The sequence below is a fragment of the Bradyrhizobium sp. CCBAU 51765 genome (genome assembly GCF_015291725.1).
Lineage (GTDB): Bacteria > Pseudomonadota > Alphaproteobacteria > Rhizobiales > Xanthobacteraceae > Bradyrhizobium > Bradyrhizobium liaoningense.
The window spans coordinates 5961539-5986067 of the sequence record NZ_CP030038.1 but is presented as its reverse complement, the minus strand read 5'-3'; the positions used below and the strand labels follow the sequence as shown (position 1 = coordinate 5986067).

At 63.5% G+C, this 24529-nt stretch carries 19 protein-coding genes; 15 read left to right on the top strand and 4 right to left on the bottom strand.

From position 1 onward, the window contains the following. Positions 1–72: 72 nt before the first annotated feature. The 7 genes from XH96_RS28290 to XH96_RS28260 all read left to right on the top strand — a co-directional run bounded on the left by XH96_RS28290 (position 73) and on the right by XH96_RS28260 (position 7917). Entirely contained in the window at positions 73–1482 is a 1410-nt protein-coding gene (locus XH96_RS28290; protein ID WP_194388783.1) for a hypothetical protein, read from the top strand. Further along, positions 1479–2630, top strand: a complete 1152-nt coding sequence (locus XH96_RS28285) for a Gfo/Idh/MocA family protein (protein ID WP_194388781.1) — start codon at positions 1479–1481, stop codon at positions 2628–2630. Before XH96_RS28290 ends, XH96_RS28285 begins: the two co-directional genes overlap by 4 nt. 136 nt (positions 2631–2766) lie before the next feature. Then, on the top strand, positions 2767–3957 hold the full coding sequence (locus XH96_RS28280; protein WP_194388779.1) for a dihydrodipicolinate synthase family protein: 1191 nt from the start codon (positions 2767–2769) through the stop codon (positions 3955–3957). Beyond that, positions 3957–4820 (top strand): sugar phosphate isomerase/epimerase, encoded by an 864-nt coding sequence (locus tag XH96_RS28275; RefSeq protein ID WP_194388777.1) that lies wholly within the window; start codon positions 3957–3959, stop codon positions 4818–4820. The genes XH96_RS28280 and XH96_RS28275 overlap by 1 nt, the downstream gene beginning before the upstream one ends. A gap of 1056 nt (positions 4821–5876) precedes the next feature. Next, positions 5877–6479 (top strand): imm11 family protein, encoded by a 603-nt coding sequence (locus XH96_RS28270; protein ID WP_210337783.1) that lies wholly within the window; start codon positions 5877–5879, stop codon positions 6477–6479. A gap of 350 nt (positions 6480–6829) precedes the next feature. Next, on the top strand, positions 6830–7132 hold the full coding sequence (locus XH96_RS28265) for an antibiotic biosynthesis monooxygenase (RefSeq protein ID WP_142252419.1): 303 nt from the start codon (positions 6830–6832) through the stop codon (positions 7130–7132). Positions 7133–7398: 266 nt separating this feature from the next. After that, entirely contained in the window at positions 7399–7917 is a 519-nt protein-coding gene (locus XH96_RS28260) for a MaoC family dehydratase (protein WP_371739890.1), read from the top strand. Positions 7918–8075: 158 nt separating this feature from the next. Here XH96_RS28260 and XH96_RS28255 read toward each other — a convergent pair whose 3' ends face one another. The 4 genes from XH96_RS28255 to XH96_RS28240 form a co-directional block, all read right to left on the bottom strand. Continuing rightward, entirely contained in the window at positions 8076–9080 is a 1005-nt protein-coding gene (locus tag XH96_RS28255; protein WP_246789766.1) for a hypothetical protein, read from the bottom strand. A gap of 424 nt (positions 9081–9504) precedes the next feature. Then, on the bottom strand, positions 9505–10956 hold the full coding sequence (locus tag XH96_RS28250) for a Spy/CpxP family protein refolding chaperone (protein ID WP_246789765.1): 1452 nt from the start codon (positions 10954–10956) through the stop codon (positions 9505–9507). 627 nt (positions 10957–11583) lie between these two features. Beyond that, on the bottom strand, positions 11584–12798 hold the full coding sequence (rocD, locus tag XH96_RS28245) for an ornithine--oxo-acid transaminase (protein WP_194388770.1): 1215 nt from the start codon (positions 12796–12798) through the stop codon (positions 11584–11586). Positions 12799–13025: 227 nt separating this feature from the next. Continuing rightward, the gene (locus XH96_RS28240; RefSeq protein WP_194388768.1) at positions 13026–14246 is read right to left on the bottom strand and encodes a cytochrome P450; all 1221 of its coding nucleotides are present in this window, start codon (positions 14244–14246) and stop codon (positions 13026–13028) included. A 105-nt stretch (positions 14247–14351) separates the two neighbouring features. Here XH96_RS28240 and XH96_RS28235 point away from each other — a divergent pair, with 105 nt between their 5' ends. From XH96_RS28235 to XH96_RS28200, 8 genes are all read left to right on the top strand, one after another. After that, on the top strand, positions 14352–14894 hold the full coding sequence (locus XH96_RS28235; RefSeq protein WP_194388766.1) for a phosphonopyruvate decarboxylase: 543 nt from the start codon (positions 14352–14354) through the stop codon (positions 14892–14894). Next, positions 14891–15481, top strand: coding sequence for a thiamine pyrophosphate-dependent enzyme (locus tag XH96_RS28230; protein WP_194388764.1), 591 nt, complete (start codon positions 14891–14893; stop codon positions 15479–15481). Before XH96_RS28235 ends, XH96_RS28230 begins: the two co-directional genes overlap by 4 nt. A gap of 137 nt (positions 15482–15618) precedes the next feature. Further along, on the top strand, positions 15619–16320 hold the full coding sequence (locus XH96_RS28225; RefSeq protein ID WP_194394286.1) for a TetR/AcrR family transcriptional regulator: 702 nt from the start codon (positions 15619–15621) through the stop codon (positions 16318–16320). Between the two features lies 1 nt (position 16321). Next, positions 16322–17515, top strand: coding sequence for an efflux RND transporter periplasmic adaptor subunit (locus XH96_RS28220; RefSeq protein WP_194388763.1), 1194 nt, complete (start codon positions 16322–16324; stop codon positions 17513–17515). Between the two features lie 81 nt (positions 17516–17596). Then, positions 17597–20692, top strand: a complete 3096-nt coding sequence (locus XH96_RS28215; protein ID WP_194388761.1) for a MexW/MexI family multidrug efflux RND transporter permease subunit — start codon at positions 17597–17599, stop codon at positions 20690–20692. Positions 20693–20821: 129 nt separating this feature from the next. Beyond that, entirely contained in the window at positions 20822–22894 is a 2073-nt protein-coding gene (locus XH96_RS28210; RefSeq protein WP_194388759.1) for a sensor histidine kinase, read from the top strand. Further along, entirely contained in the window at positions 22891–23280 is a 390-nt protein-coding gene (locus tag XH96_RS28205; protein WP_194388757.1) for a response regulator, read from the top strand. Before XH96_RS28210 ends, XH96_RS28205 begins: the two co-directional genes overlap by 4 nt. Continuing rightward, complete coding sequence (locus XH96_RS28200; RefSeq protein ID WP_194388755.1) at positions 23277–24527, top strand: adenylate/guanylate cyclase domain-containing protein; 1251 nt, start codon at positions 23277–23279, stop codon at positions 24525–24527. Before XH96_RS28205 ends, XH96_RS28200 begins: the two co-directional genes overlap by 4 nt. Positions 24528–24529 lie beyond the last annotated feature (2 nt).

Genomic DNA, 24529 nt, shown 5'->3' with positions numbered 1-24529 from the left:
CGCAAGCGGGAGAGGCGAGTCGCCCGTGGGCATACCGCTCGCACCAAGCTCACCTCGTTTTGTTGTTAGACCATGTCACCCCGCCTGAAGCTGCGAGACATCGCCTTCTTCGAACGTCCCGTGCAGTTCGCGCGGCCGTTCCGCTTCGGCGCTGTTACCATCAACGCGACGCCGCAGCTGTTCGTGCGGGTCGAGATCGAGGTCGAGGGCAAGACTACAAACAGGGGCGTTGCCGTCGGCGCCAGTGCTGAACTGCTGGTGCCGAAATGGTTCGACAAGCGGCCGGAGCTGTCGCCGGCGCAGACGGTCGATGGCTTGCGTCGCGCGCTGGAGATCGCGCGCGGTCTCTACCTGGCGCGGACCGGATACCAGACCGCGTTCGATCTGCATGCCTCGTGCATCGGGGCGCAGATCGCGACCTGCGCGAAGAAGAACATTCCGGCGCTCGCCGCCGCTTATGGCCCGGCGGAGATCGACAAGGCGATCCTCGATGCGCTGCTGCGCGCCGCCGAGACCAATTTCTTCGACGGGATGGCCGGCAACATCGCCGGCATGGACGCGCGCCTCTCGCCTGACCTTGGGGGGGCGGACATCGCCACGTTCCTCGGCGGCCGGGCCCCGCTGGAGCGTGTTGCCATCAGGCACACCGTCGGTCTTGACGATCCCGTAGAAGGCGAGGGCGGCGTTGCCGACCCGCGGGAGAACGCAGGTGCGCGCTATTTCAAGCTCAAGCTGTCGGGCGATCCTGCGGCCGACGCGGCGCGGCTTGCCCGGATCGGCAAGGAGCTCGATAAGCTGGGGCGTGACTACAAGGTGACGCTCGACGCCAACGAGCAGTACGCCGACCTCTCGGCGTTGCGTGCGCTGATCGACCGGCTCGATCATGACGCCGCGCTGCGCCGGATCGCGGCGCGATTGCTTTATGTCGAACAGCCAATGCCGCGCGACATCACCCGGCAATCGCCGCTCGGCGCGCTGGCAGATCGCGGTTTCATCATCGACGAAGCCGACGATTCCTACGACGCTTTTCCGGCCGCCCGGGCCCTAGGCTATCGCGGCATCTCCTCCAAATCCTGCAAGGGCCTCTACAAATCCATCGTCAACGCGACGCGCGCGGCGAAATGGAGCGCGGGCGGCGAGCAGTACTTCGTGACCGGCGAGGACCTCACTTGCCAGGCCGGTCTCGCCGTGCAGCAGGACCTCGCGCTCGGCGCCTTCATCGGCGTCACCCACGCCGAGCGCAACGGCCATCACTATGTCGACGGCTTTGGCGACACGCCAACTCCTGAAGCGCAAGCCTTCGCCGCCGCGCACCCCGATCTCTATGCCGATGCCGGGCAGGGCATCCGCCTCTCCATCCACGACGGTGATCTCCTGACGGGATCGCTTCATGCAACGGGCTTTGCGACGTCGGTCCATCCGGACTGGTCAGCGCTTCGTCCGCTCGAACAGCCAAAATCACTTCAGGAGTATCTGGCATGACCACGCAACGCCTCGGCCTCATCATGAACGGCGTCACCGGCCGCATGGGGCTCAACCAGCATCTGATCCGCTCGATCGTCGCGATCCGCGAGCAGGGCGGCGTCCGCCTGAAGAACGGCGACCGCGTCATGCCCGATCCGATCCTGGTCGGCCGCAGCGCAGAGAAGGTCGAGGCGCTTGCGAAGCGCTACAACATCACGCGCTGGACCACCGATCTCGATGCCGCGCTCGCCGACAAGAACGACACCATGTTCTTCGACGCTGCGACCACGCAGGCCCGGCCCGGCCTGCTGACGCAGGCCATCAACGCCGGCAAGCATGTGTATTGCGAAAAGCCGATCGCGACGAATTTCGAGGAGGCCATCGAGGTCGTGAAGCTCGCCAATGCCAAGGGCGTCAAGCACGGCACGGTACAGGATAAGCTGTTCCTGCCCGGCCTGAAGAAGATCGCCTTCCTGCGCGATTCCGGCTTCTTCGGCCGCATCCTCTCGGTGCGCGGCGAGTTCGGCTATTGGGTGTTCGAAGGCGGCTGGCAGGAGGCGCAGCGGCCATCCTGGAATTACCGCAGCGAGGACGGCGGCGGCATCATCCTGGACATGGTCTGCCACTGGCGTTACGTGCTCGACAACCTCTTCGGCAATGTCCAGAGCGTGGTCTGCATCGGCAACACCGATATTCCGGAGCGTTTCGACGAGCAGGAGCAGAAGTACAAGGCGACCGCGGATGATTCCGCCTATGCGACCTTCCAGCTGGAGGGCGGCATCATCGCCCACATCAACATGTCCTGGGTGACGCGCGTCTATCGCGATGACCTCGTCACCTTCCAGGTCGACGGCACGCACGGCTCGGCGGTCGCAGGCCTCACCGACTGCATGATCCAGGCGCGGCAGGCGACGCCTCGTCCGGTCTGGAATCCGGACGAGAAACGGCTGCACGATTTCTACGGCGACTGGCAGAAGCTGCCCGACAACGTCACCTACGACAACGGCTTCAAGGAACAGTGGGAGATGTTCATCCGCCACGTCTACGAGGATGCGCCCTACAAGTTCACGCTGCTCGAAGGCGCCAAGGGCGTGCAGCTCGCCGAGTGCGCGCTGAAGAGCTGGAAGGAGCGGCGCTGGATCGACGTCGCCCCGATCAAGGCGTGAGGTCTACTAGATAAGCCCCGATGTCTACCAAGCCGTCATTGCGAGCGCAGCGAAGCAATCCAGGATCTTTCCGCCGAGGCAGTCTGGATTGCTTCGTCGCTCTGCTCCTCGCAATGACGGGGAGAGGTTCGAAATCATGAACAAGCCCGTCCAACCGATGTCGTCATTGGCGCTCAAGCTGCCGAAGGCCGATCGCTCGATCGAGACCTACCGGCTCGCGGCCTCGCGCACGTTCCCCGCCAAGCTCGAGGGGCCGCTGAACCGCATCGCTTTCTCGGCCGTGCACACGGTCGCCGATCCCTTCGCGGACAATGATCCCTGGCTGTCGGTCGCCGTCGACTGGGACAAGACCATCGCCTTCCGCGAGCACGTCTGGGACCTCGGCCTTGGCGTTGCCGAAGCCATGGACACTGCGCAGCGCGGCATGGGGCTGGACTGGCCGACCTCGCTGGAGCTGATCACGCGTTCGGTCGGTGCCGCAAAGCGCCGCAACGCCCTGGTGTTCTCCGGCGCCGGCACCGACCATCTCGCGGTCGAGGATGCCAAAAACCTGGACGACGTGATCCGCGCCTATGAGGAGCAGATCTCTGCGGTCGAGAAGGTCGGCGGCCGCATCATCCTGATGGCCTCGCGCGCCCTGGCAAAACTCGGCCGCAACGCCGACGATTACGCCAAGGTCTATGACCGCGTGCTGTCGCAGGTCCGCGAGCCCGTGATCATCCACTGGCTCGGCGACATGTTCGATCCGGCCCTCGCGGGCTATTGGGGCACCCAGGATCTCGACAAGGCGATGGATACGGCGGTCGCCATCATCAATGGCAACGCCGCCAAGGTCGACGGCGTGAAAGTCTCGCTGCTCGACAAGCAGCGCGAAATCGACATGCGCCGGCGTCTCGACAAACGCATCAAGATGTATACCGGGGACGATTTCAACTACGCGGAGCTGATTGCCGGTGACGAACAGGGCTTTTCGCACGCGCTGCTCGGTATCTTCGACGCGATCGCGCCGGCGGCGTCCTACGCGTTGTCGCGGCTGGCAGCCGGTGACGAGGCCGGCTTTCACGACGTGCTCGGGCCGACGGTGCCGCTGTCGCGCCACATCTTCAAAGCGCCGACGCGGTTCTACAAGACCGGCGTCGTGTTCATGGCCTATCTCAACGGTCACCAGGATCATTTCACCATGGTCGGGGGACAGGAGAGCACGCGCTCCACGCTGCACCTCGCTGAGCTGTTTCGTCTGGCCGACAAGGCCGGACTGCTCGCCAACCCTGAACTCGCGACGCAACGGATGAAGACCGTGCTCGCCACCCACGGTATCGAATCCTGATGCGCGACTTCTCGTCCGATCACCGCTGGCTGTCGTTGAACACGGCGACGGTCCGCAAGCAGGGTGACCTCGTCGCGATCATCGAGGCCTGTGCGAAGCATGGCATCCGCGCCATCGATCCCTGGCGCGACCAGGTCGCTGCCGTCGGTCTCGAGCGCGCCGCGCGCGCGGTACGCGAGGCCGGCCTCGAACTCTCAGGCTATTGCCGTGGCGGCATGTTCACGTCGGATGCCTCGCGCCGGGGCGAGGTACGCGACGACAACCGCCGCTGCGTCGACGAAGCCAAGGCGCTGGGCGCGCCCTGCATCGTCCTCGTCGTCGGCGGCCTGCCACAATATTCGCGGCCGGGCAGCGAAGCCTCGAAGGACATCGCGGCGGCGCGCGGGCAGGTCGAGGACGCGCTCGCCGAGATGCTCGACTATGCGAAGCAGGCAAAACTGCCGCTGGCCATCGAGCCGCTGCATCCGGCCTATGCGGCCGACCGCGCCTGCGTGAACACCACGAAACAGGCGCTCGACATTTGCGACCGGCTCGACCCTGATCGCAGCGGCATGCTCGGCGTCGCGCTCGACGTCTATCACATCTGGTGGGATCCGGAGCTGATGGGCCAGATCGCGCGTGCCGGCCAGGGTCGCCTGCTCGCGTTCCATGTCTGCGACTGGCTGGTGCCGACCAAGGACATCCTCAACGACCGCGGCATGATGGGCGACGGCGTCATCGACATCAGATCGGTGCGTCAGGCGGTCGAAGCGCAGGGCTTTGCCGGCTATTCCGAGATCGAAATCTTCTCCAACGACTGGTGGGGCAAACCGATGGACGAGGTGCTGCGCACCTGCATCGCGCGGCACAAGATGGTGGTTTAGTTACCACGAGCGATTCGGTGAAAAAGTCAGACGATTGCGCTGTCATCGATTCACCGTCAAACACCGGACTATCACTCGTCCATTCGATCTGCGAAGCTGTGACAACACAGATGCGCTTGCAACAAGCAGGCGCGAAGGGAGGTTCGCAGTGGAGAAAGTGCGACGCTTGCGTGCGATGAGCTCACTGTGTCGCCAACAGGCCGCGTACAACAGCATGAACAAATGGAAGCTGCTGGCTGAGGCAGAATACTGGGATCATTTGGCCGATCTTGAGTTGTCTTCTCACTTCGAACAATGCAACGCGATTGTCTCGAGTGAGGGCTTCCGGTCTAAGAGCGGACCAGAAGCATGAGGCGCGAGAAGGGCCGCTACTGACCCGTTGCGGAAGTCACGCCTAGTTAGCCTTCTTCCGCTGGGTGACTAGGTATCGCAGCAGCCGCTGCATGCCGAGACCGGCAAGAACGGGGAGCGCTACGAACTCTGGCAGCAGACAAAGTGCGCAGAGCCACGGGTTCACTTGCTTGCGCGGTCGGACCGTCAGGCCATTAACGATGAGCGGTGCTGAAGCAATTTGATCGTCGGTGAGCGACTTCGGTACGTCCCGTACCGATGGTTCAGGGCTGAGCATAACTTCAACTTACCACGGGTCTTTCTAACGGCGGTTCACGACTTCACGATCCAATGCTCGGATGGCCTTCAGAGACGATTAACCAAAATGCTGACGGTGACTGCTTGTGGCCCGTGGCTGACCTCGACGCAAAGCGCCGCCATGTCCGCCTCCGAGAGGTGAGCTGACCAAGATAATGCTGGCTACCAAGGGTAGCTTTTGACCCAGAGCGGAACACATGAGGTCTTGCCAAAAGCAATGGAGGCTCGCCACGTTTGCTGGCAGTCGGTAGATTGCCGGCCGAGCCACCGCGAGCATACAAAGCCGTCAGTCGGCCGGGACGGAAAATGACGCCTACTGACCATCTCGCTGGACGGCATTCTCGTCTGCCTTCATCCAAAAATTAGCCTCATGAGGCAAAGCAGAAAATGGCGTGGATCATAAGGGGTATGTTTGGCAAGTCGGTGATCGGATATTCCGCCGAAGACGCCGAGGTTCTGGAAGCTTATTTCGAGCATAGTTTCGTTCAGCCGGGGTCGCTGAAGCGAGTAGGCTGGAATTGCGGGGTGCCAATTCCCTCCGAGGTAATGCCGCGGCGCGTCAGGCTGGCCAAAGCTAAGACCATGAGCGACTGGATGCTGATGCGTCGAGGAGGCGACTTGGTCAGCTCACGCGTAAAGGACGCTGTTGAAGAGCTTGACCCCGGGCGGCACCAGTTCTTTCCGGTTACAGTCGAAGACAAGGACGGTAACGCTCGGGCCGAGCAGCAGCACTTTATTTTCAATGTCGTTGGACGGATCGATTCGATCGTCGCTGAGCGCAGCCATTTCAACGTGGTCGGACAGGCCAACACCGACAATTGGGCTTACAGCCGCCGTGTCGGGCCTTGGCAGTGTACGCTAAACGCCTCTGTTATTGACGGACGGGCATGCTGGGTCGAGCATCGCTATACCGACTGCTGGTTCGTTTCCGATCGATTGGCCTCGATTTTGCGCAAGCGAAAGGTCAACGGAATTAGGCTCGAATTCCACAGCGAAGAAGCGTCACTTTAGTCGGTTCGGCCAACTGCCAGTTGTGCGAACAATGGCGTACTCGATGGTCCGCTAATGGCCCGTGGCTGACCTCGACGCAAAGCGCCGCCATGTCCGCCTCCGAGAGGTGAGCTGACCAAGATAATGCTGGCTACCAAGGGTAGCTTTTGACCCGCAACGGGCATCAATGGCCTTGACCCGGTGCGGCCTACCTTTGGTTTGATAGGGTTCTCCCAGTGGCGCATCATTTGCGTCCAGCAACGACCTCGGGCGGTCGATCCGGCGCGAGGCTGAAATGGTGACGGTCCTATTGGAACTCCCCCTTCGTGATAGGCAAGGCATCAGGCAACAAAAGAGAGGACCGAACCGGCATGATCAGTCTAATAAATGTCTTCACGGTAGATCCAGCCAACCAGGACCGGCTCCTCGATTTGCTTGCGCGCGCGACCGATGAATTCGTCAGCCGGGCACCTGGCTTTGTTTCCTCGACCCTTCATCGGAGCCTCGACGGCACGAAGGTGACCATGTATGCGCAGTGGCGCAGCGCGGAAGACTATGAGGCCATGCGCCAGGATCCTGGACCGCTACCCTTTCTCGAAGAGGCGCTCACCATCGCGAAATTTGAGCCGGGCATGTATGAGGTCGTGCGCACATTCTCGCCCATTGATAGGTAGGCCTCGCCCCCGCGCGCGAATCCGGACTTCCGCTGTTGGCCCGTGGCTGACACTCCCTCTTGGCTTTGCACGGTCCGCTTCCGGAGGCTGAGCGGAAGCCATTGGTGGAGCCGCCAGGGCAGCCTTTGACCCACAGCCGACCAGATTTTGAACGGCTCTCAGCCGTCACAAGGACGGTCTGGGCCGAAACTTTCTTACCACTGGTGCGATGCGGCGGGCTCGCTTAAACGGGGTCAAAGACCAAATCATCATTGCCGAGGTCGAAGGTGTCAGACATCAAGCGAGCCGCTGAACTCGAAGCTATCCGCCGAAAGCTTATTCCATTGACGGCGTACCGTCAGCTTCTCAACGGCCCCGAGCACGTGTCGGATTGGCTGCTGGTCAATCGGTCGATGATCGACACGTTCGCCGATGCCACCCACGATCACCAGTTTATTCACACCGACCGTCAACGAGCCGAGAGCGAAACGCCCTTTGGAGGAACAATTGCACATGGATTTCTCACGCTATCGCTCCTATCGACGCTCGCTTTCGATGCGATGCCGGGCGTCGAGGGGATACGAATGGGTGTCAACTACGGGTTCGAGCGGGTTCGTTTCCTTAGCCCGGTTAAGTCTGGAGCCCGGGTGCGAGGTAAATTCCGTCTGATTGGATTGACCGAGCGCGCGGTCTCTATCCAGTCAGCATGGGACACGGTGGTAGAGGTTGAAGGTGTGATCAGGCCGGCTATCGAAGCGCACTGGATCACCTTGGCGTTGATTGATCCAGACGAGCGGCCAGTGTAGTCCCTTTGAAAGGTCCGGTTATGGCCCGATGGCGAAGTGTGGTTTTGGCCCAGGCCAGGTATGGTCAGCTGATCGGAGCACACCGGAAGTGACGCGGCGCCGTTCAAACCGGCGCTTCTGACCTAATTCGGACCTCGACGGGCGGCACCGCGGTTCAACTACGGAAGTCCTTTTGTCGCCGTAAAGGGATTGAACCCCCGTTCTGCAAGAGCAGCCCACGAAGCAGCGCCAAGATGTGGCAATCGGAAATAGAGGCGTGGCTTAGCCGGATCGGTATCCAGCATGAACCCGGTCGGTAGTGCTCGGACACTTGTGGCATAGAACCCGCCATCCGGCGACCTCTGGGATTCGATGACAGCAACCAACGATTTTGCCTCCGCAGTCCTGCCGAGCAATTTCAGCAAGAGAGCCATTTGGCTTGTCCCTTCGGTCCACACACCATCTCGGTTTTCACCGTAAGAAAAGCCCTCGTCGACTCTCATTCGCTGTTCGGCGGTCGTAATGGCCGATGCAAATTTCCTGGCCGCTCCCGGGAGCGCCGTTAACGGCCAGACTTGAGCATCAAGGGCCAAAATCGGATTGCGCGTGACGCCGTCTTCTGCGGTGCCTGCGGCGAAACAGCCGCACGCCGGATCCCACATCGTATCCACGAAGCGCTCAGCAGCTTTTGCCATGTCACGCCAGCGCGAGTCGCCTGTGCGGGTTGCAAGAAGGCCAAACGCAGCGGCGAGGTCAGTATTGTGTTCAGTCGATTTCCATGTCCGCAACTCCGGCGTCGGTTCGTGCCCAAACGTACCGCCCGTGAAACCGCCAGTCCCGCGACTGTCGGCCCATTGCGCGACCCAGGTGCCAAGCCGTGCTGCACCATCGCGGAATCGAGAGCCGGTGTTCACATCATCAATCGACAGCAACGCCAGCATGGCCCATGCGATGTTGCCGTTATCGCTGCCCACCTGATATCGATCCTCTAACCACTTGTTCTGCGTGTTGTCCCACCACCCCGGAAGTTTGACAGGGCCATTCGCCACCACACCCCCGGCGTAAGCGTTCCGGAGCCGTCCATCATGCCAGGTCCGGTCATTGTCGATGGCCCCGAGAATCGCCGCGCCGATGCGACGTGCTTTGTCTTGCTCACCGCAACCGACCAATGCGATGGCGGCCACTGCATTGTCATAAAGGTATGCGGCGCCATGGAGAGGCCCTGAGTCCACCGTCGGATAGCTGGGCAAGAACAACGGCCCTGGTGGCGCCTTATCGATTAGACCAGCGAGGTACCCGCATGCAGACGCGTCTAGTGTTGCCAGAGCCCGTCGTGGAGTGGCGACCACAATGATTATGAAAGTCGTTAGGATCCATACCAAGGATGTTATTCGGGCCACTTGCCGTTCTCCGCGTGGACGCTGATCTTATACTCATCGGCGATGTCTGGAAGTGGCCCACCTGCGACCTCGGAGAATGTCCGCGCTTGGTCCGCTGTTGGGGGTTAACCCGACACCAGTCGGTTAGCCGATCAATGAGTACATGCCCCAGTCACCTGGCGTCGTTCGACCGCTGCGCAAATTGCAGCGCGAGAACGCGACGCCATCCTCACGGGCTTGCGACCTGTTGCAGCGTGTTGAAGCGCGCCTTCTGCTCGCTGCTCAGTGTGGCATAGAACTCGTCCAGGGCGGGTTCGACCAGCTTGGCGGCGGTCAACATGGCCTCGAGCCGGTGCTGCATCGTCTCCAGCCGTCCGACCGGTGTCAGCGGCGCATCATTCGGACAGGCCGCCTGTAGGCCCTCGACGCCCTTCGCCGTCGCTTCGCGGAGGCGGTCGAGCGTCTCCTTCTGCTTACCTGCAGGGTGGAGCACAGCCTCGATCCTCTGGATCGGTAACTGCGTGAGCCCCGACTTCGGATCGGCGCAGCCTTCGCTACTCGCCTCCTGCTGCTGCGGCGAGCGCTCGCCGACATGGGGGCCGAGCGCGTTGAAGCGGGCCTGCTGCTCGTCACTGAGCGAATTGTAGAAATTCTCCAGTGCCGGTCGAACGATCTTGACGGCTTCAAGCGTCGCGCTGATGCGGTTCATCATCGCGCGCAAGCGGCCAGGGGGAGTCAGTGCATAAGTCTCCGTGCAGGAGTCCTTGAACACACCGGCAGCGTTGGCCGCCGCCGTCTTCAGCTCATCGAGCAGTGTGCGTTGCTCCGGCGTCGGCCGCACCGCCCGTGCGATATCGGCAAGCGGCCAGGCGGTCACGCCCTTGTCCGGCGTGGCACACAACTGCTGAAGCGTCTGCGGGCTCGCGCTGGCACGCTGGCGCGCGTGGTAGCCGCCGCCAGCTTGCGGAGTGTCGTACGGGTTGGTGCTGGCATAGGCGGAATAGGGGCCGTCACCTCCCCAGAACATGGTGTCGACGAAGTCGTCATAGGCGTACGCCCAATATCCGGGCTCGTAGCCATAGGACCAGAACGTGTAGTTGAAGATGTCGGAATAGGCGTAAGGCCAGAACACGGGTCCAAGCCACGCCACGAACACCGCGGGATGACGGTGACGCCAGGCCTGTCGGGGAGCCCAGCCGCTTTGGCGAGTGACGAGAGCCGCTTGGGTCTGCGAAGTGGACTGCTCGCGGAAGCGCGCCGCAAACCGTCCGCGCTCGGCGGCCTGCGCGGCAGCCGCAAGTGCCGGAGCGCGCTCCGGAGCCTGCAATCCAAGCCGCTGCTGGCGCGCCAAGTCAATTTGCTGCGCGCGCTGCTCACGGTCAAGCAAGCGGTTCTGCGTCTGGAGCAGTCGCTGCTGTGCGCGTTGCGCTTGCGCGCCTTCCGGCCTTTGCGACTGCAATTGCTGCACACGCTGCTGCAGGCGTTCGATGCGAGTCTGGCGCTCCGTCGTCTGGCGCGACAGCATCTCGCGCTGCCGTTGCTCGACCTGCTGCGAGCGCTGTTGGACACGTTGCTCGCGCTCTAGAAGACGGCTCTGCGACTGCAGCAACCGTTGCTGCTGTTGCTGGGCCCTTGCGCCTTCCAGCTTCTGCGATTGCAATTGCTGCAGGCGCTGCTGCAAGCGGTCGATGCGGACTTGGCGTTCCGCGGATTGGCGCGAAAGCATCTCACGCGGTGGCCCCGGTCGCTGGCTTACGGCCGGCGGTGCACCTGGACGCGAAGGGGCGGCGATATGCGGCGTCGGCCGCGGCGCCATGGCCGGACGTTGCGGCGCTGCCGGCGGGCGATGGAGTTCGTGTCGGGGCGCGGCCACCTGCGGGGCGGCTCGCGGGGCACTGATATGTGGGGTCGGACGCGGTGGCGGTGAGGCGATGTGCGGCGCCGGACTTGGCGCCATCGCCGGTCGCTGCGGCATGGCTGGCGGCGCGGCGGGACGCGCCATGGTAGGCGGCGCCGCAGGACGAGCCATGGCCGGTGGTGCTGCCGGACGGGCCATGGCCGGTGGTCCTGCAGGCGGCGCTGCGGCTGGCCCTGGTGGTCCTCCACCCCGTCCGTGTCCGAGAGGTCCCTGGGCCGGCGCGCTCGTCGTCAGCATCGAGACGCCAACCAAAACAGCCGTCAGGCAAACGCCACGCGGAAGCATGATCTAGCTCCCAACTCGTAATCGCCCACGATTTTCAACGCACAGACGGCGCAATCGTTCGTTCTTGGCCATGGCCGGCATTGCGATCTTCCGACGCAGGCAGTCTCAGGAGACATCCTGCGTCAGGGTGGTGGCGAGTCGCTCCAGCGCCCAGTCGACCTGGTCGCTTGTGATCACCAGCGGCGGGGCGATGCGGATCGTATGCTCATGGGTATCCTTGGCGAGAATGCCCTTGGCCTGGAGCGCCTCGCAGTAGCGGCGTGCGCGGCCGGCCTCGGGATGCAACTCGACCGCCAGCATCAAGCCGCGACCGCGCATTTCGCGGATCGTATTGGCGCGGATGTTTTTCAAGCCTTCGAGAAAGCGCTCGCCCTGCCTGGCCGCGTTCTCGATCATGCCTTCCTCGACCAGCACGCGCATCGCCGCGCGCGCCACCGCGCAGGCAAGCGGGTTACCGCCAAAGGTCGAACCATGCTGCCCCGGTCTCAAGGTCCCGAGCACGTCGTTGTTCGAGAGCACGGCCGACACCGGATAGAAACCGCCGGACAAGGCCTTGCCGAGCAGCGTCACGTCCGCCTCAATTCCCTCGTGCTGTTCGGCGAGCAGCTTGCCGGTGCGGCCGAGCCCGGTCTGGATCTCGTCGAGCACGAGCATCACGTTGTTGGCGGTGCAGAGCTGGCGTACCTCACTGAAATAGCCGGCCGGAGGAATGATGACACCGGCTTCGCCCTGGATCGGCTCGACCAGAAAGGCGACGGTATTTGGGGTGATTGCGTCTTGCAACGCCGCGGCGTCGCCGAACGGGATGATCCTGAAACCCGGCGCGAACGGCCCGAAATGTGTGCGTGTCTCGGGGTCGGTTGAAAAACCGACGATGCCAAGTGTGCGCCCGTGAAAATTGTTGGCGCAGACGATGATCTCGGCCGCACCGTCCGGCACGCCCTTCACCTCATAGCCCCATTTGCGAACCGCCTTGATCGCGCTTTCGACCGCCTCGGCGCCGCTGTTCATCGGCAGCACCTTGTGGGAGCCGGTGAGCGCGGCGATCTCTTCGTAGAACAGGGCGAGCTGGTCGTTGTGGAAGGCCCGCGAGGTGAGCGTCAGCCTGTGCGCCTGTTCGACCATCGCCGCCAGGATCTTGGGGTGGCAGTGGCCCTGGCTGACCGCCGAATAGGCCGAGAGGCAATCGAGATAGCGGTTGCCTTCGGTATCCCAGACCCAGACACCTTCGCCGCGCGACAGGACGACCCCGATCGGCTCGTAATTATGGGCGCCGAACCGTGCTTCCGTGGCGATGAGATCAATGACCGACGCGCTCATCTGTCGTCACTCCATTGCTGCGCGCCGGCGTCAACCGACCGCTCCGGCGGCCCTCAACCTGATCTGGGTATCGCTCTGCCGTCTTGGAAGCCTTCATGCACCCGATCGCGTGGTGGGGCCCGATCTGCCCGGAATGTCAGATGGTTCTGCGGAACCACAGGGCGTCGTTCGCCGACAGGCTCTCTACTGTGCATGGGGTTGTTTTCGACATTTTTGTTCTGGCCCCCTCAGTCGATTGCGCAGGGCACGCTCAAGAACCCGCGGAACCGGACCCGTCCGCCCCGGACCGGCTGGCCGCTCACGGCATAGTTCGGGAAGCGCGCCAGGAAGCGCGAGATCGCGATCGCGCCTTCCAGCCGCGCCAGCGCCATGCCGGCGCATTGATGCGCGCCGGTCGCGAAGGCGAGGTGCCGGTTCGGCGTGCGCGCAATATCGAAGCGTTCCGGGTCTGGAAACTGAGCGGGATCGCGGTTGGCCGCACCAATGCACAGCGTCACCGACGTGCCGGCATCGAGCGCGACGCCGCCGAGCTCGACACGCTCCGTGGTCATGCGATTGCCGAGCTGGTTCGAGCTCTCATAGCGCAGCATCTCCTCGACCGCCGTCTTGATCATGTCGGGGTTGTCGATCAGCCGCTGCTTCTGGTCGGGATGACGGTCCAGCGCTACGAGGCCGTTGCCGATCAGATTGGTGGTGGTCTCGTGCCCGGCGTTGAGCAGGAAGATGCAATTGTGCAGCAGCTCCTTCTCGGTGAGCCGCTCGCCGTTCTCCTCTCCCTGGATCAGCCGCGTCAGCACGTCGCGCTCGGGATTGCCCGGCTTGGCGCGCCGCCGCGCGACCAGCGTCTCGAGATAGGCGAGGAAATCCGTCACCGCCTTGTTGCCGCGCGCCGCCGCCTCGGGCGACACCACGGGTTCGAGGGCGCCCAGGATCGCCAGCGACCAGTCACGCAGCGGTGTGCGCTCGTCATGGGGAACGTCGAGCAGATTGCCGATCACCTCGATGGGAATGGAGGCCGCGAAATCCTCGATCAGCTCGCAAGCGCCCTTGGCTTCGATGGCGTCGAGGAGGCCGTCGACCAGCTTGATGAGGTCGCCCTCCATGCTCGCGATCGCCCGTGGCGACAGCGCCCCCATGATCAGGCGGCGCACGCGGGTGTGGGACGGCGGGTCGTTGAAGACGAGGCTGGTGGTGTGGTGCTCATAAAGCGGGGTGTCGCCGTATTTCGGCGCGAACTCGCGCTTCTTGTCCGAGCTGAACGACTTGGTGTTCTTGTAGGTGGTGACGAGGTCGTCATAGCGGGTCAGGAACACGGTGCCGTTCGGCAGGCGCTTGACCGGCTCGTTCTCCCGCAGTGCACGATAAGTCGGATAGGGGTTGTCGTAGAACTCCGGCTGCAGCTTCTCGAGGTCGAAGCTGGCGGCCAGCGCCTTCGCATCTGCGTTCATCCCGTTATACTCGCCGGTTAAAGCCGATATGCCGTTTTTGTTGTTCTGGTCGGCGCATGCATGCGTCTACAGTCTTTCTACCTTGCTAGCCGACCGGACAGGAAAATGCACGCACGCGCTGACGCTGCCGACACGGCCCCGAACTGGCCCGACGATATCTTCGCAACATTGCAGCGCTTCGACGTCCGGCAGGTGCCGTATGTCCCCGACGCCGGTCATTCCAGGCTGATCCAGCGCGTGCTGGACTCCGCCACCATGCGCGGCATTCCGCTGACGACCGAGGAGGAGGGGGTGGCGCTGCTCGCAGGCGCCTGGGCCGGCGGCCAGCGCGGCGTGCTGCTGATGCAGTCGAGCGGCGTCGGCAATTGCATCAACATGCTGTCGCTGATCCCGATCCTGCGCTTTCCGTTCCTCACGCTCGTGACCATGCGCGGCGAGTGGGGCGAGTTCAATCCGTGGCAGGTGCCGATGGGATCGACCACGCAGGGCGTGTTCGAGCTCTCCGGCGTCAAGGTGCTGCGCGCCTCCAACGCAGCCGAGGTGCCCGCCGTGCTGGAGGCCGCCGCCGCGCAGGCCTACAACGCGCTCACGCCGACCGCCGTCCTTCTGTCGCAGCGCCTGATCGGCGCCAAGGTTTTCACCAAATGAGCAAGGCCAATCTCCTCGACCGCCGCCAGGTGGTGTCGACGCTCCTCGCGGACCGCAAGGACGTCGTCGCGATCGGGGGCCTGGGTGCCTCCACCAACGACATGTGCGCCGCCGGCGATCATGCCCGCAACTTCTACCTCTGGGGTGGCATGGGCGGCGCCGCGATGATCGGGCTCGGCCTCGCTCTGGCGCAGCCGAAGCTGCCGGTGCTGGTCATCACCGGCGACGGCGAGATGCTGATGGGCATGGGCAGCCTTGCCACCATCGGCCTGCAAAGGCCGCCCAATCTGTCAATCGCAGTGCTCGACAACGAGGCCTATGGCGAGACCGGCGGGCAGACCAGCCATACCTCGGCCGCCGCGGACCTTGTCGGCGTCGCCAAGGCATGCGGCATTGCGGACAGCCGGGCCGTCACCACCATGGCCGAGGTCGAGGCCTTTGCCAAAGCCGTCCACGACGTCTCGGCCGGGCCGCGCTTTGCCAATGTGAAGATCGACGGCGCCAGCCTGGAGCGGATCCTGCCGAGCCGGGATGGGACCTTTATCCTGAACCGGATCCGCAGCGACCTCGGCTTCCAGCCGATCTAGCCGGGCGCGGCTCTCGGAGGGGCGCCCTGCAAGCAGCCCGAGTGGTGGTGCGAATTTCCCCTGAATTTGCAACGCACTCAGGTTGCGATGCAACATAGTGCTTGACTTCTGGGTGGGTGAGTGTTTACTCACCCACCATGAGCTCATTGCGTATGACGAGCGACCTGAGGCGTCAATTGATCCTCGGTGCCGCAAAGCGCTGCTTTGCCCGACATGGCTACACCGGCACCACGACGAAGAGCGTGGCGGCCGCCGCTGCCATTTCCGAGGCGCTGCTGTTCAAGCATTTCCCGTCCAAGGCGGCGCTCTACGCCGAAATTCTCAGCGACGAATGCGAAGCGGATCCGGCTTTCATCGAGCTTCTCGAACGGGAGCCCTCGACCGCCACGCTGGTCGAGGTGATCCGCAGGATGGTCGGGCATTTCCTGCACATTGCTGACGGTCCCGATCAGGAAGAGGCGCAGCGCCTGCGACTGATGGCCACGAGCCATTTGGATGACGGCGAATTCGCGCGTTTGCTGTATGCCAAGATCGAGACATTGATTGGGGCGGCTTTTGTCGGCTCGCTCGAGCGCGCCGTGGCCGCCGGGGATGCGCGGCCCTACGCTGGCGATCCGCTCAACCTGTTCTGGTTTGCGCATCATGCGGTGATGACCGCGGCGCTGACCAGGCTGCCGGCCACGCCTTGTCTCGCTTACGGCAAGGCGAACGACCTGGAGCGGCAGCTCTGTGAGTTTCTCCTGAGGGGTATCGGACTTAACGACGCCTCAATTGCTTCGCATCTGGGCCGCGATCAGGCCGCGGATGCCGGCAAGGCGGCGATTGCAGAAAGTGCATGACATGAACATCGTAACCGAACACAAGATTTCGGGCGAACCGATCGACAACAAGGCTCCCAAGCGTCCGGTCCGGCCGGTGCTCTGGTTCATCATCGTCGGCACGCTTCTCGCCGCGCTGGTCGGTGGACTCGTCTGGTTCAACTATTTCCGCGGCCAGATGATCCAGCAGTTCTTCGCCAACAACAAGCCGCCGCCGACGGCCGTCAGCGCGGCCGAGGCGAAGTCCGAGGTGGTGCCGAACCTGCTCACCGCGGTCGGCAGCCTTGTCGCCGTGCATCAGGTCGACGTCAGCGCCGACGTCAACGGCCGCGTCACGGAGATCAAGTTCGAGCCGGGTACGCGCGTCGAAGCCGGCACGCCGCTGGTGCAGCTGTTCGACGCGCCGGACCAGGGCGACCTCGCCAATTACAAGGCGCAGGCGACCGTCGCGCAGCTGTCGCTCGACCGCGCCAAGCAACTGGCCGCGCGCCAGTTCGGTCCGCAGGCGACCGTCGATGCCGCGCAGGCCTCCTACGACCAGGCGCAGGCCGGCATCGCCAAGACCGAAGCGTTGATCTCGCAGAAGCTGGTGCGAGCGCCGTTCTCCGGTGATCTCGGCATGCGCAAGGTCGAGGTTGGCCAATATCTGACGGCAGGTACGGCGATCGTGTCGTTGACCGATCTGTCGGAGCTGTGGGCCAACTTCACGGTGACGGAAAAGGATTCCGGCAACCTCAAGGTCGGCCAGACCGTCCGGCTGAAGGTCGATGCCTATCCGGGCCGCACCTTCGAGGGCAAGATCACCACGATCGAGCCGCAGATCGCGACCGACACCCGCAACATCCGCGTGCAGGCGACGATCGCCAATCCGGAGAAGATCCTCAAGCCCGGCATGTTCGTGACCACCACGGTGGTGCTGCCGGACAAGCCGGCCGTGATCACGGTGCCTGAGACGGCTGTCGACTACACGCTGTACGGCGACTCGGTGTTTGTGATCGCCGAGAAAAAGGAAGCGGACGGCAAGACCAGCCTCTCGGCGGTGCGCACCTTCGTGCAGACCGGCAACCGGGTCGATGGTCGCGTCGAGATCCTCAAGGGCGTGAAGGCGGGCGACAAGGTCGTCGCCCTCGGCCAGCTCAAGCTGCAATCGGGTGCGCCGGTATCGATTTCGACCGATCCGGCTCCGCCGATCCCGGCGCAGCCGCCGCGCTATTGACAACATCCTCACGTGATCCGGCCCCGCCGGATCACGTCTCTTGAGACATAGAAATCCAGATCGGAAATCGAGATCGCTGCGATGGCCCTTACCGATATTTTCATCAAGCGCCCGGTTCTGTCGGTCGTCGTCAGCCTGCTGATCCTGCTGATCGGCCTGCGTGCGGCGATGGTGCTGCCGATCCGGCAATATCCGAAGCTGTCGAACACGGTCATCAACATCACGACCGTCTATCCCGGCGCGTCCGCGGACCTGATCCAGGGCTTCATCACCACGCCGATCGAGCAGGCAGTCGCCTCGGCCGAGGGCGTCGACTACATCACCTCGTCATCGGTGCTCGGCACCTCGACGATCCAGGTCTACATCAAGCTGAATTTCGATCCGAACCAGGCGCTCACCGAGGTGCTGGCGAAGACGAACTCGGTGAAGTACCTGATCCCTAAGGAGTCCAACGACCCGATTGTCACCAAGACCACCGGCCAGACCACGGCGGTGATGTATCTCGGATTCTCGTCCGAGGAGCTGTCCGGTTCGGCGATCTCCGACTATCTGACGCGCGTGGTGCAGCCGGTGCTGTCGACCGTCGACGGCGTCGCCTCGGCCGACATTCTCGGCGGCCAGACCTTCGCGATGCGTCTTTGGCTCGATCCCGTGAAGATGGCCGGCCGCAATGTGTCGCCGGCCGACGTCGCCGCGGCAATCACCGCCAACAACTTCCAGTCCGCGGCGGGCCAGACCAAGGGCTATCTCATCGTCTCGAACGTCTCGACGAATACCGGCCTCACCGACGTCAACCAGTTCAAGAAGATGATCGTCAAGGCCAAGGACGGCGGCTTCGTGCGGATGGAGGATATCGCCACCGTCGAGCTTGCCGCCCAGAGCACGGACGCCAGTGTTGCCTTCAACGGCGAGCACGCGATTTTCATCGGCGTGCAGGCAACGCCGCAGGGCAACCCGCTGACGCTGGTCAAGGGGGTGCGCGCGCTGTTCCCTGAACTCGAGCGGAATCTGCCGCCGTCGATGAAGATGAAGGTCGCCTACGACTCCACCAAGTTCATCCAGTCCTCGATCGATGAGGTGGAGAAGACGCTGGGCGAAGCCGTGATCATCGTGATCGTGGTCATCTTCCTGTTCCTAGCCTCGCTGCGCTCGGTCATCATCCCCGTCGTCACCATTCCGCTGTCGATGATCGGTGTCTGCACCCTGATGCTGGCGTTGGGCTTCAGCTTCAATCTCTTGACCCTGCTCGCGATGGTACTGGCGATCGGCCTCGTCGTCGACGACGCCATCGTCGTGGTGGAGAACATCCATCGCCACCTTGAGGAGGGTAAGACACCGGTTCAGGCCTCACTGCAAGGTGCGCGCGAGATCGTGGGTCCCGTCATCTCCATGACGATCACGCTCGCGGCGGTGTACGCGCCGATCGGATTCCTCGGCGGCCTCACCGGCTCGCTGTTCCGCGAATTCGCCTTTACCCTCGCGGGCTCGGTGATCGTGTCGGGCGTGATCGCGCTGACATTGTCGCCGATGATGTGCTCGATGCTGCTGAAGAACACCGAGGAAGGGCGCTTCGCAAAGATCGTGAATCGGGTGTTCGGCGCGATGACGCGCTGGTATGGCCGCAAGCTCGATCGCTCGCTCGACTACAAGGCCATCACCGGCCTGTTTGCGATCACGATCCTCGGGCTGGTCGGCTTCCTCTACATGCATACTTCGAAGGAGCTGGCGCCCGAAGAAGACCAGGGCATCGTGTTCGCGGTGACCAAGGCCCCGAAATACGCCAACATCGATTATCTCGATTTCTATGGCGAAAAGCTCGACAAGGAATTCGCGAAATTCCCCGAGACCGACCTGCGCTTCGTGCTGAACGGCATCAACGGCCCGCAGGGCGGCATCGCCGGCATGCTGCTCAAGCCCTGGGACGAGCGCACGCGTTCGTCGATCCAGCTCAAGCCGCTGGTGCAGGCCGAGCTCTCCAAGATCGAGGGCGTGCAGGCCTTCGCCTTCAACCTGCCGCCGCTGCCGGGCGGTCCGGGCGGCCTGCCGATCCAGATGGTGATCAACTCCACCGCCGGGTTCCAGACTGTCTATGAGCAGATGGAGAAGCTGAAGGAAGCTGCGCGGAAGAGCGGCATGTTCATCGTCTCCGACAGCGACCTTGCCTATAACCAGCCGAACGTGAAGGTGACGATCGACCGCACCAAGGCACAGGATCTCGGCGTCAACATGCAGAACCTGGGCTCTACGCTCGCGGTGCTGCTCGGCGGCAACTACATCAATCGCTTCAATCTCGAGGGCCGGTCCTACCAGGTGATCCCGCAGGTGCCGCGCGCCAAGCGGCTGTCGCCGGAATCGCTCGGCGGCTACTACGTGACGACCAATACCGGTCAGCAGCTGCCGCTGTCGACGGTGGTGTCCATTGAAACCAAGACCGACCCGAATTCGCTGACTCACTTCAACCAGCTCAATTCGGCGACGTTCTCGGCGGTGCCGATGCCGGGTGTGACCGTCGGCGCGGCGGTGGACTTCCTCGAAGGCGAGGCCAAGAAGCTGCCGCAGGGCTTCAGCCACGACTATCTGGCCGACTCCCGGCAATATGTGCAGGAAGGCAATCAGCTCGCGATCACCTTCGGCTTCGCGCTGATCATCATCTTCCTGGTGCTGGCCGCGCAATTCGAGAGCCTCCGCGACCCGCTGGTGATCATGATCTCGGTGCCGATGGCGATCGTAGGCGCGCTGATCCCGCTGTTCTTCGGCGCGGCGACCATGAACATCTATACCCAGGTCGGTCTGCTCACCCTGGTCGGCCTGATTACCAAGCACGGCATCCTGATGGTGGAGTTCGCCAACGAGCTCCAGGTCAAAGAGCGGCTCGACCGCCGCTCTGCCATCGAAATGTCGGCCCGCATCCGCTTGCGGCCGATCCTGATGACGACGGCCGCCATGGTCACCGGCCTGATCCCCCTCCTGACCGCGACCGGCGCAGGCGCGGCCAGCCGCTTCTCGATCGGTCTGGTGGTCGTGGCCGGCATGTCGATCGGCACGCTGTTCACGCTGTTCGTGCTGCCGGCGGTCTATGTGGTGCTGGCGACCGACCATCGCGCGGCGGCTGATTCGGAGCGGAACAAGCAGGTCAACGAGCTCGACCTCGGCTCCAAGGCGCTGCGGCCGACCTGAGGCCGCAAGGCAAGCCAGTCCAAGGGCGGCAGCGGTCATCCGCTGCCGCCCTTTTTCGTTGTGTCCTGGGGAAGCCCGTTCCTGCGCTTGCGAGAGACAAGGTCCGGTCTTCTTGCTAGGTTCCGCGGGATGAGCCTTTCCGTCCACTCCGACACACCTCGAGCCGGGCCGCTGCCGAGCGCGGCCCCAGGCAAGGCAGCGTCCGGCGGAACGGCGGGCCGCGGAATCAGGTCGCGGCTGTTCACCAAATACGTCGCGCTGTTCGTGGCCGTCGTCGCCATCGCTCTGCTCGCCAATGGCTTGTTCGAGGTCTTCTTCTATTATCGTGAGCACAAGGCTTCGCTGATCAGAGTCCAGCACGAGCAGGCCGAGGCGGCCGCCGCCAAGATCGGCCAATTCGTCAAGGAGATCGAGAGCCAGCTCGGCTGGACCACGCAACTGCCCTGGTCGGGAGGTTCGATCGAGCAGCGCCGGTTCGACGCGCTGCGCCTCCTGCGCCAGGTGCCTGCCATCACCGAACTTGCCCAGGTGGATTCGACTGGCAAGGAGCGGTTGCGGGTCTCGCGGCTGGCGATGGACGCGCTCGACAGCGGAATCGACCTGTCGGCCGACCCGAAGTTCACCGAGGCGGTCGCGCACAAGGTCTATTACGGCCCGGTTTACTTCCGCCGGGAGTCCGAGCCCTACATGACGCTGGCGCTGGCCGGCGCCCGCAAGGATGCCGGCGTCAGCATCGCGGAGGTCAATCTCAAGCTGATCTGGGACGTTGTGTCCCAGATCAAGGTCGGCGAGCACGGACACGCCTACGTGGTCGGTCCGGAGGGACGACTGATCGCGCATCCCGACATCAGCCTCGTCCTGCGCAATACCGACATGTCCGGACTCCCCCAGGTACGTGCCGCGCTGGCCGGGAGCGGTACCGTCGCCGGCGCGCTTTCCGAAGCGCGCAACATCCAGGGCCAGAAGGTGCTGACTGCATCGGCCCCGATCGAGCCGCTGCATTGGACCATGTTCGTCGAGCTGCCGGTCGAGGAGGCCTATGCCGCGCTCTATGCTTCATTGCAGCGGCTTGCGATCGTGCTGCTCGCAGCATCGATCTTCGCGGTGCTCGCCGGGATCTTCCTGGCGCGCCGCATGGTCGTGCCGATCCAGGCCCTGCGCAGCGGCGCCGAGCGGATCGGGGGCGGCGATTTCTCCCAGCGCATCTCGATTAGAACCGGCGACGAGCTTGAAGGGCTCGCCGACCAGTTCAACGACATGGGTGCACGCTTGCAGGAATCCTATGCCGACCTCGAGAACAAGGTCGAGCAGCGCACCGCGGAACTCCGCCAATCCCTCAACGATCTGCGCACCGCGCAGAACCGCCTGATCCAGACCGAGAAGCTTGCGTCTCTCGGCCAGCTCACCGCCGGCATCGCTCACGAGATCAAGAACCCGCTCAACTTCGTCAACAATTTCTCCGCAGTGTCGACGGAGCTGATCGACGAGCTCAACGAAACGTTGCGATCCGCCGCTCTCGACGGCAAGACGAAGGAGGAGGTCGAGGAGCTGACCGGCATGCTCAGGGGCAACCTCGAGAAGGTGGTGCAGCACGGCAGGCGCGCCGATTCCATCGTGCGGAACATGCTGCTGCATTCACGCGAAGGCTCCGGCGAGCATCGCGCCGTCGACATCAATGCCGTCGTGGAGGAAAGCCTCAATCTGGCCTATCACGGCGCGCGTGCCGAAAGGCCGGCATTCAACGTCACGCTCGAGCGCGCGTTCGATCCCGCTGCCGGCATGGTCGACATTTATCCGCAGGAGATCACGCGCGTCTTCCTCAACCTGATCTCGAACGGCTTCTACGCGGCGGCCAAGCGCAAGGAGAGCGAGGGGGACAGCTTCGCGCCCACCTTGGGCGCGACAACCAAGGATCTCGGCGACAGCGTCGAAATCCGGATCCGCGACAACGGCACAGGGATTCCGCCCGAGGTGAAGGAAAGGATGTTCAACCCCTTCTTCACCACCAAGCCGGCCGGCGAGGGAACGGGGCTCGGTCTGTCCATGAGCCATGATATCACCGTGAAACAGCACGGCGGCACGATCGACGTGAACACCGAGCCCGGTGTATTCACCGAATTCATCATCACCCTGCCGCGGGCGATGGCCACAGGCGGCACGACTGGCAGCACACCTGGCAGTACACTTGGAGGCAAGTCTTGAACGTTTACATCCTGGTCGTCGATGACGAGCCCGACGTCGAGGCGCTGTTTCGGCAACAGTTCCGGCGCGACCTGCGCGCAGGCCGCTTCCAGATGGAGTTCGCGCTCTCGGCCCCCGAGGCGCTGAAGCGCGCGGCCGAGGTTCGCGATCCCTCGCTGATCCTGATCCTGTCTGATATCAACATGCCCGGCATGAGCGGGCTCGACATGCTGCCGCAGGTGCGTGCCACGCATCCGGATGTGCCCGTCATCATGATCACGGCCTATGGCGACGCCGAGACGCGCCGAAAGGCGATCGAGCGCGGTGCCGTCGGGCTTCTCACCAAGCCGATCGACTTCGCACTGCTGCGGCAGGAGATCGACACGAGGCTCGAGCAAGCCGCATGACTGCGACCATTCTCTTCGTCGACGACGAGCCTGACCTCGAGGCGCTGATCCTGCAGAAATTCCGCAGGCAGATTCGCGATGGGAAGCTCGCTCTCATATTCGCGCGCGACGGCCTGGAGGCGCTGGAGTCGCTCGAGCTGAACCCGCATGTCGACATGGTGGTTTCCGACATCAACATGCCGCGGATGGACGGGCTGTCGCTGCTGGCGAAGCTCCAGGAGGCCGAGGACAAGAAGTCGACCATCATCGTCTCGGCTTATGGCGACATGAGCAATATCCGCATCGCCATGAACCGCGGCGCTTTCGACTTCCTGACCAAGCCGATCGACTTCGCCGATCTGGAGACCACGATCGAGAAGACCATTCGTCATGTGGAGATGCTGCGCGAAGTGCGGCGGCGCCAGATGGAAGCCGAGCGCGCTTATGCCTCGCTGTCGCGCTTCTTCTCGCCGGAGATCGCAAGGCGCTTGGCCGCGGATGTCCAGGGTGACGGCATGGAGGTGCATTGGCGCGATGTCGCCACCCTCTTCACCGACATCACCGGCTTCACCTCACTGGTCGAGTCCGCGGCCCCGCAGACACTGGGCGAGCTTCTCAACGAATATTTCGGCGGCATGACCGAGATTGTCTTCGCTCATGAGGGGACGGTCGCCAAGATCATCGGCGATGCGATCCAGGTGCTGTTCAATGCACCCGGCGACCAGCCGGACTATGCGACGCGTGCCGTCGCCTGTGCCCATGATCTCGACGCCTGGGCGGAGGACTTCTCGGCGCGCTGGAAGGCGAGAGGCGTGAATTTCGGGACCACCCGCATCGGTGCCCATGCTGGTCCCGCGCTGGTCGGCAATTTCGGCGGCAACCGCTTCTTCGACTACACGGCCTATGGCGACACCGTCAATACGGCAGCGCGGCTGGAGGCGGCCAACAAGTATCTGGGAACGCGCATCTGCGTCAGTGCCAGCGTGGCCGAGGGGGCTGCGAACTTCCATGGTCGGCCCGTGGGCGACCTGATGCTGCGCGGGCGCAGCGAGCCGCTGCGCGCGTTCGAACCGCTGCCCCAGGCGAAATTCGAAGCCCCGGCGACGGCGCAATATTCCGAAGCTTTTGCCAAGATGGAGGCCGGCGATGCCGCCGCAATGCCGGCCTTTGCCGCGCTGGTCGGGATGCATGCCGACGATCCGCTGGCCGGTTTTCACCTGAGGCGTCTGCTCAACGGCGCCAAGGGCACTCGCATGCAATTGGAATAGGA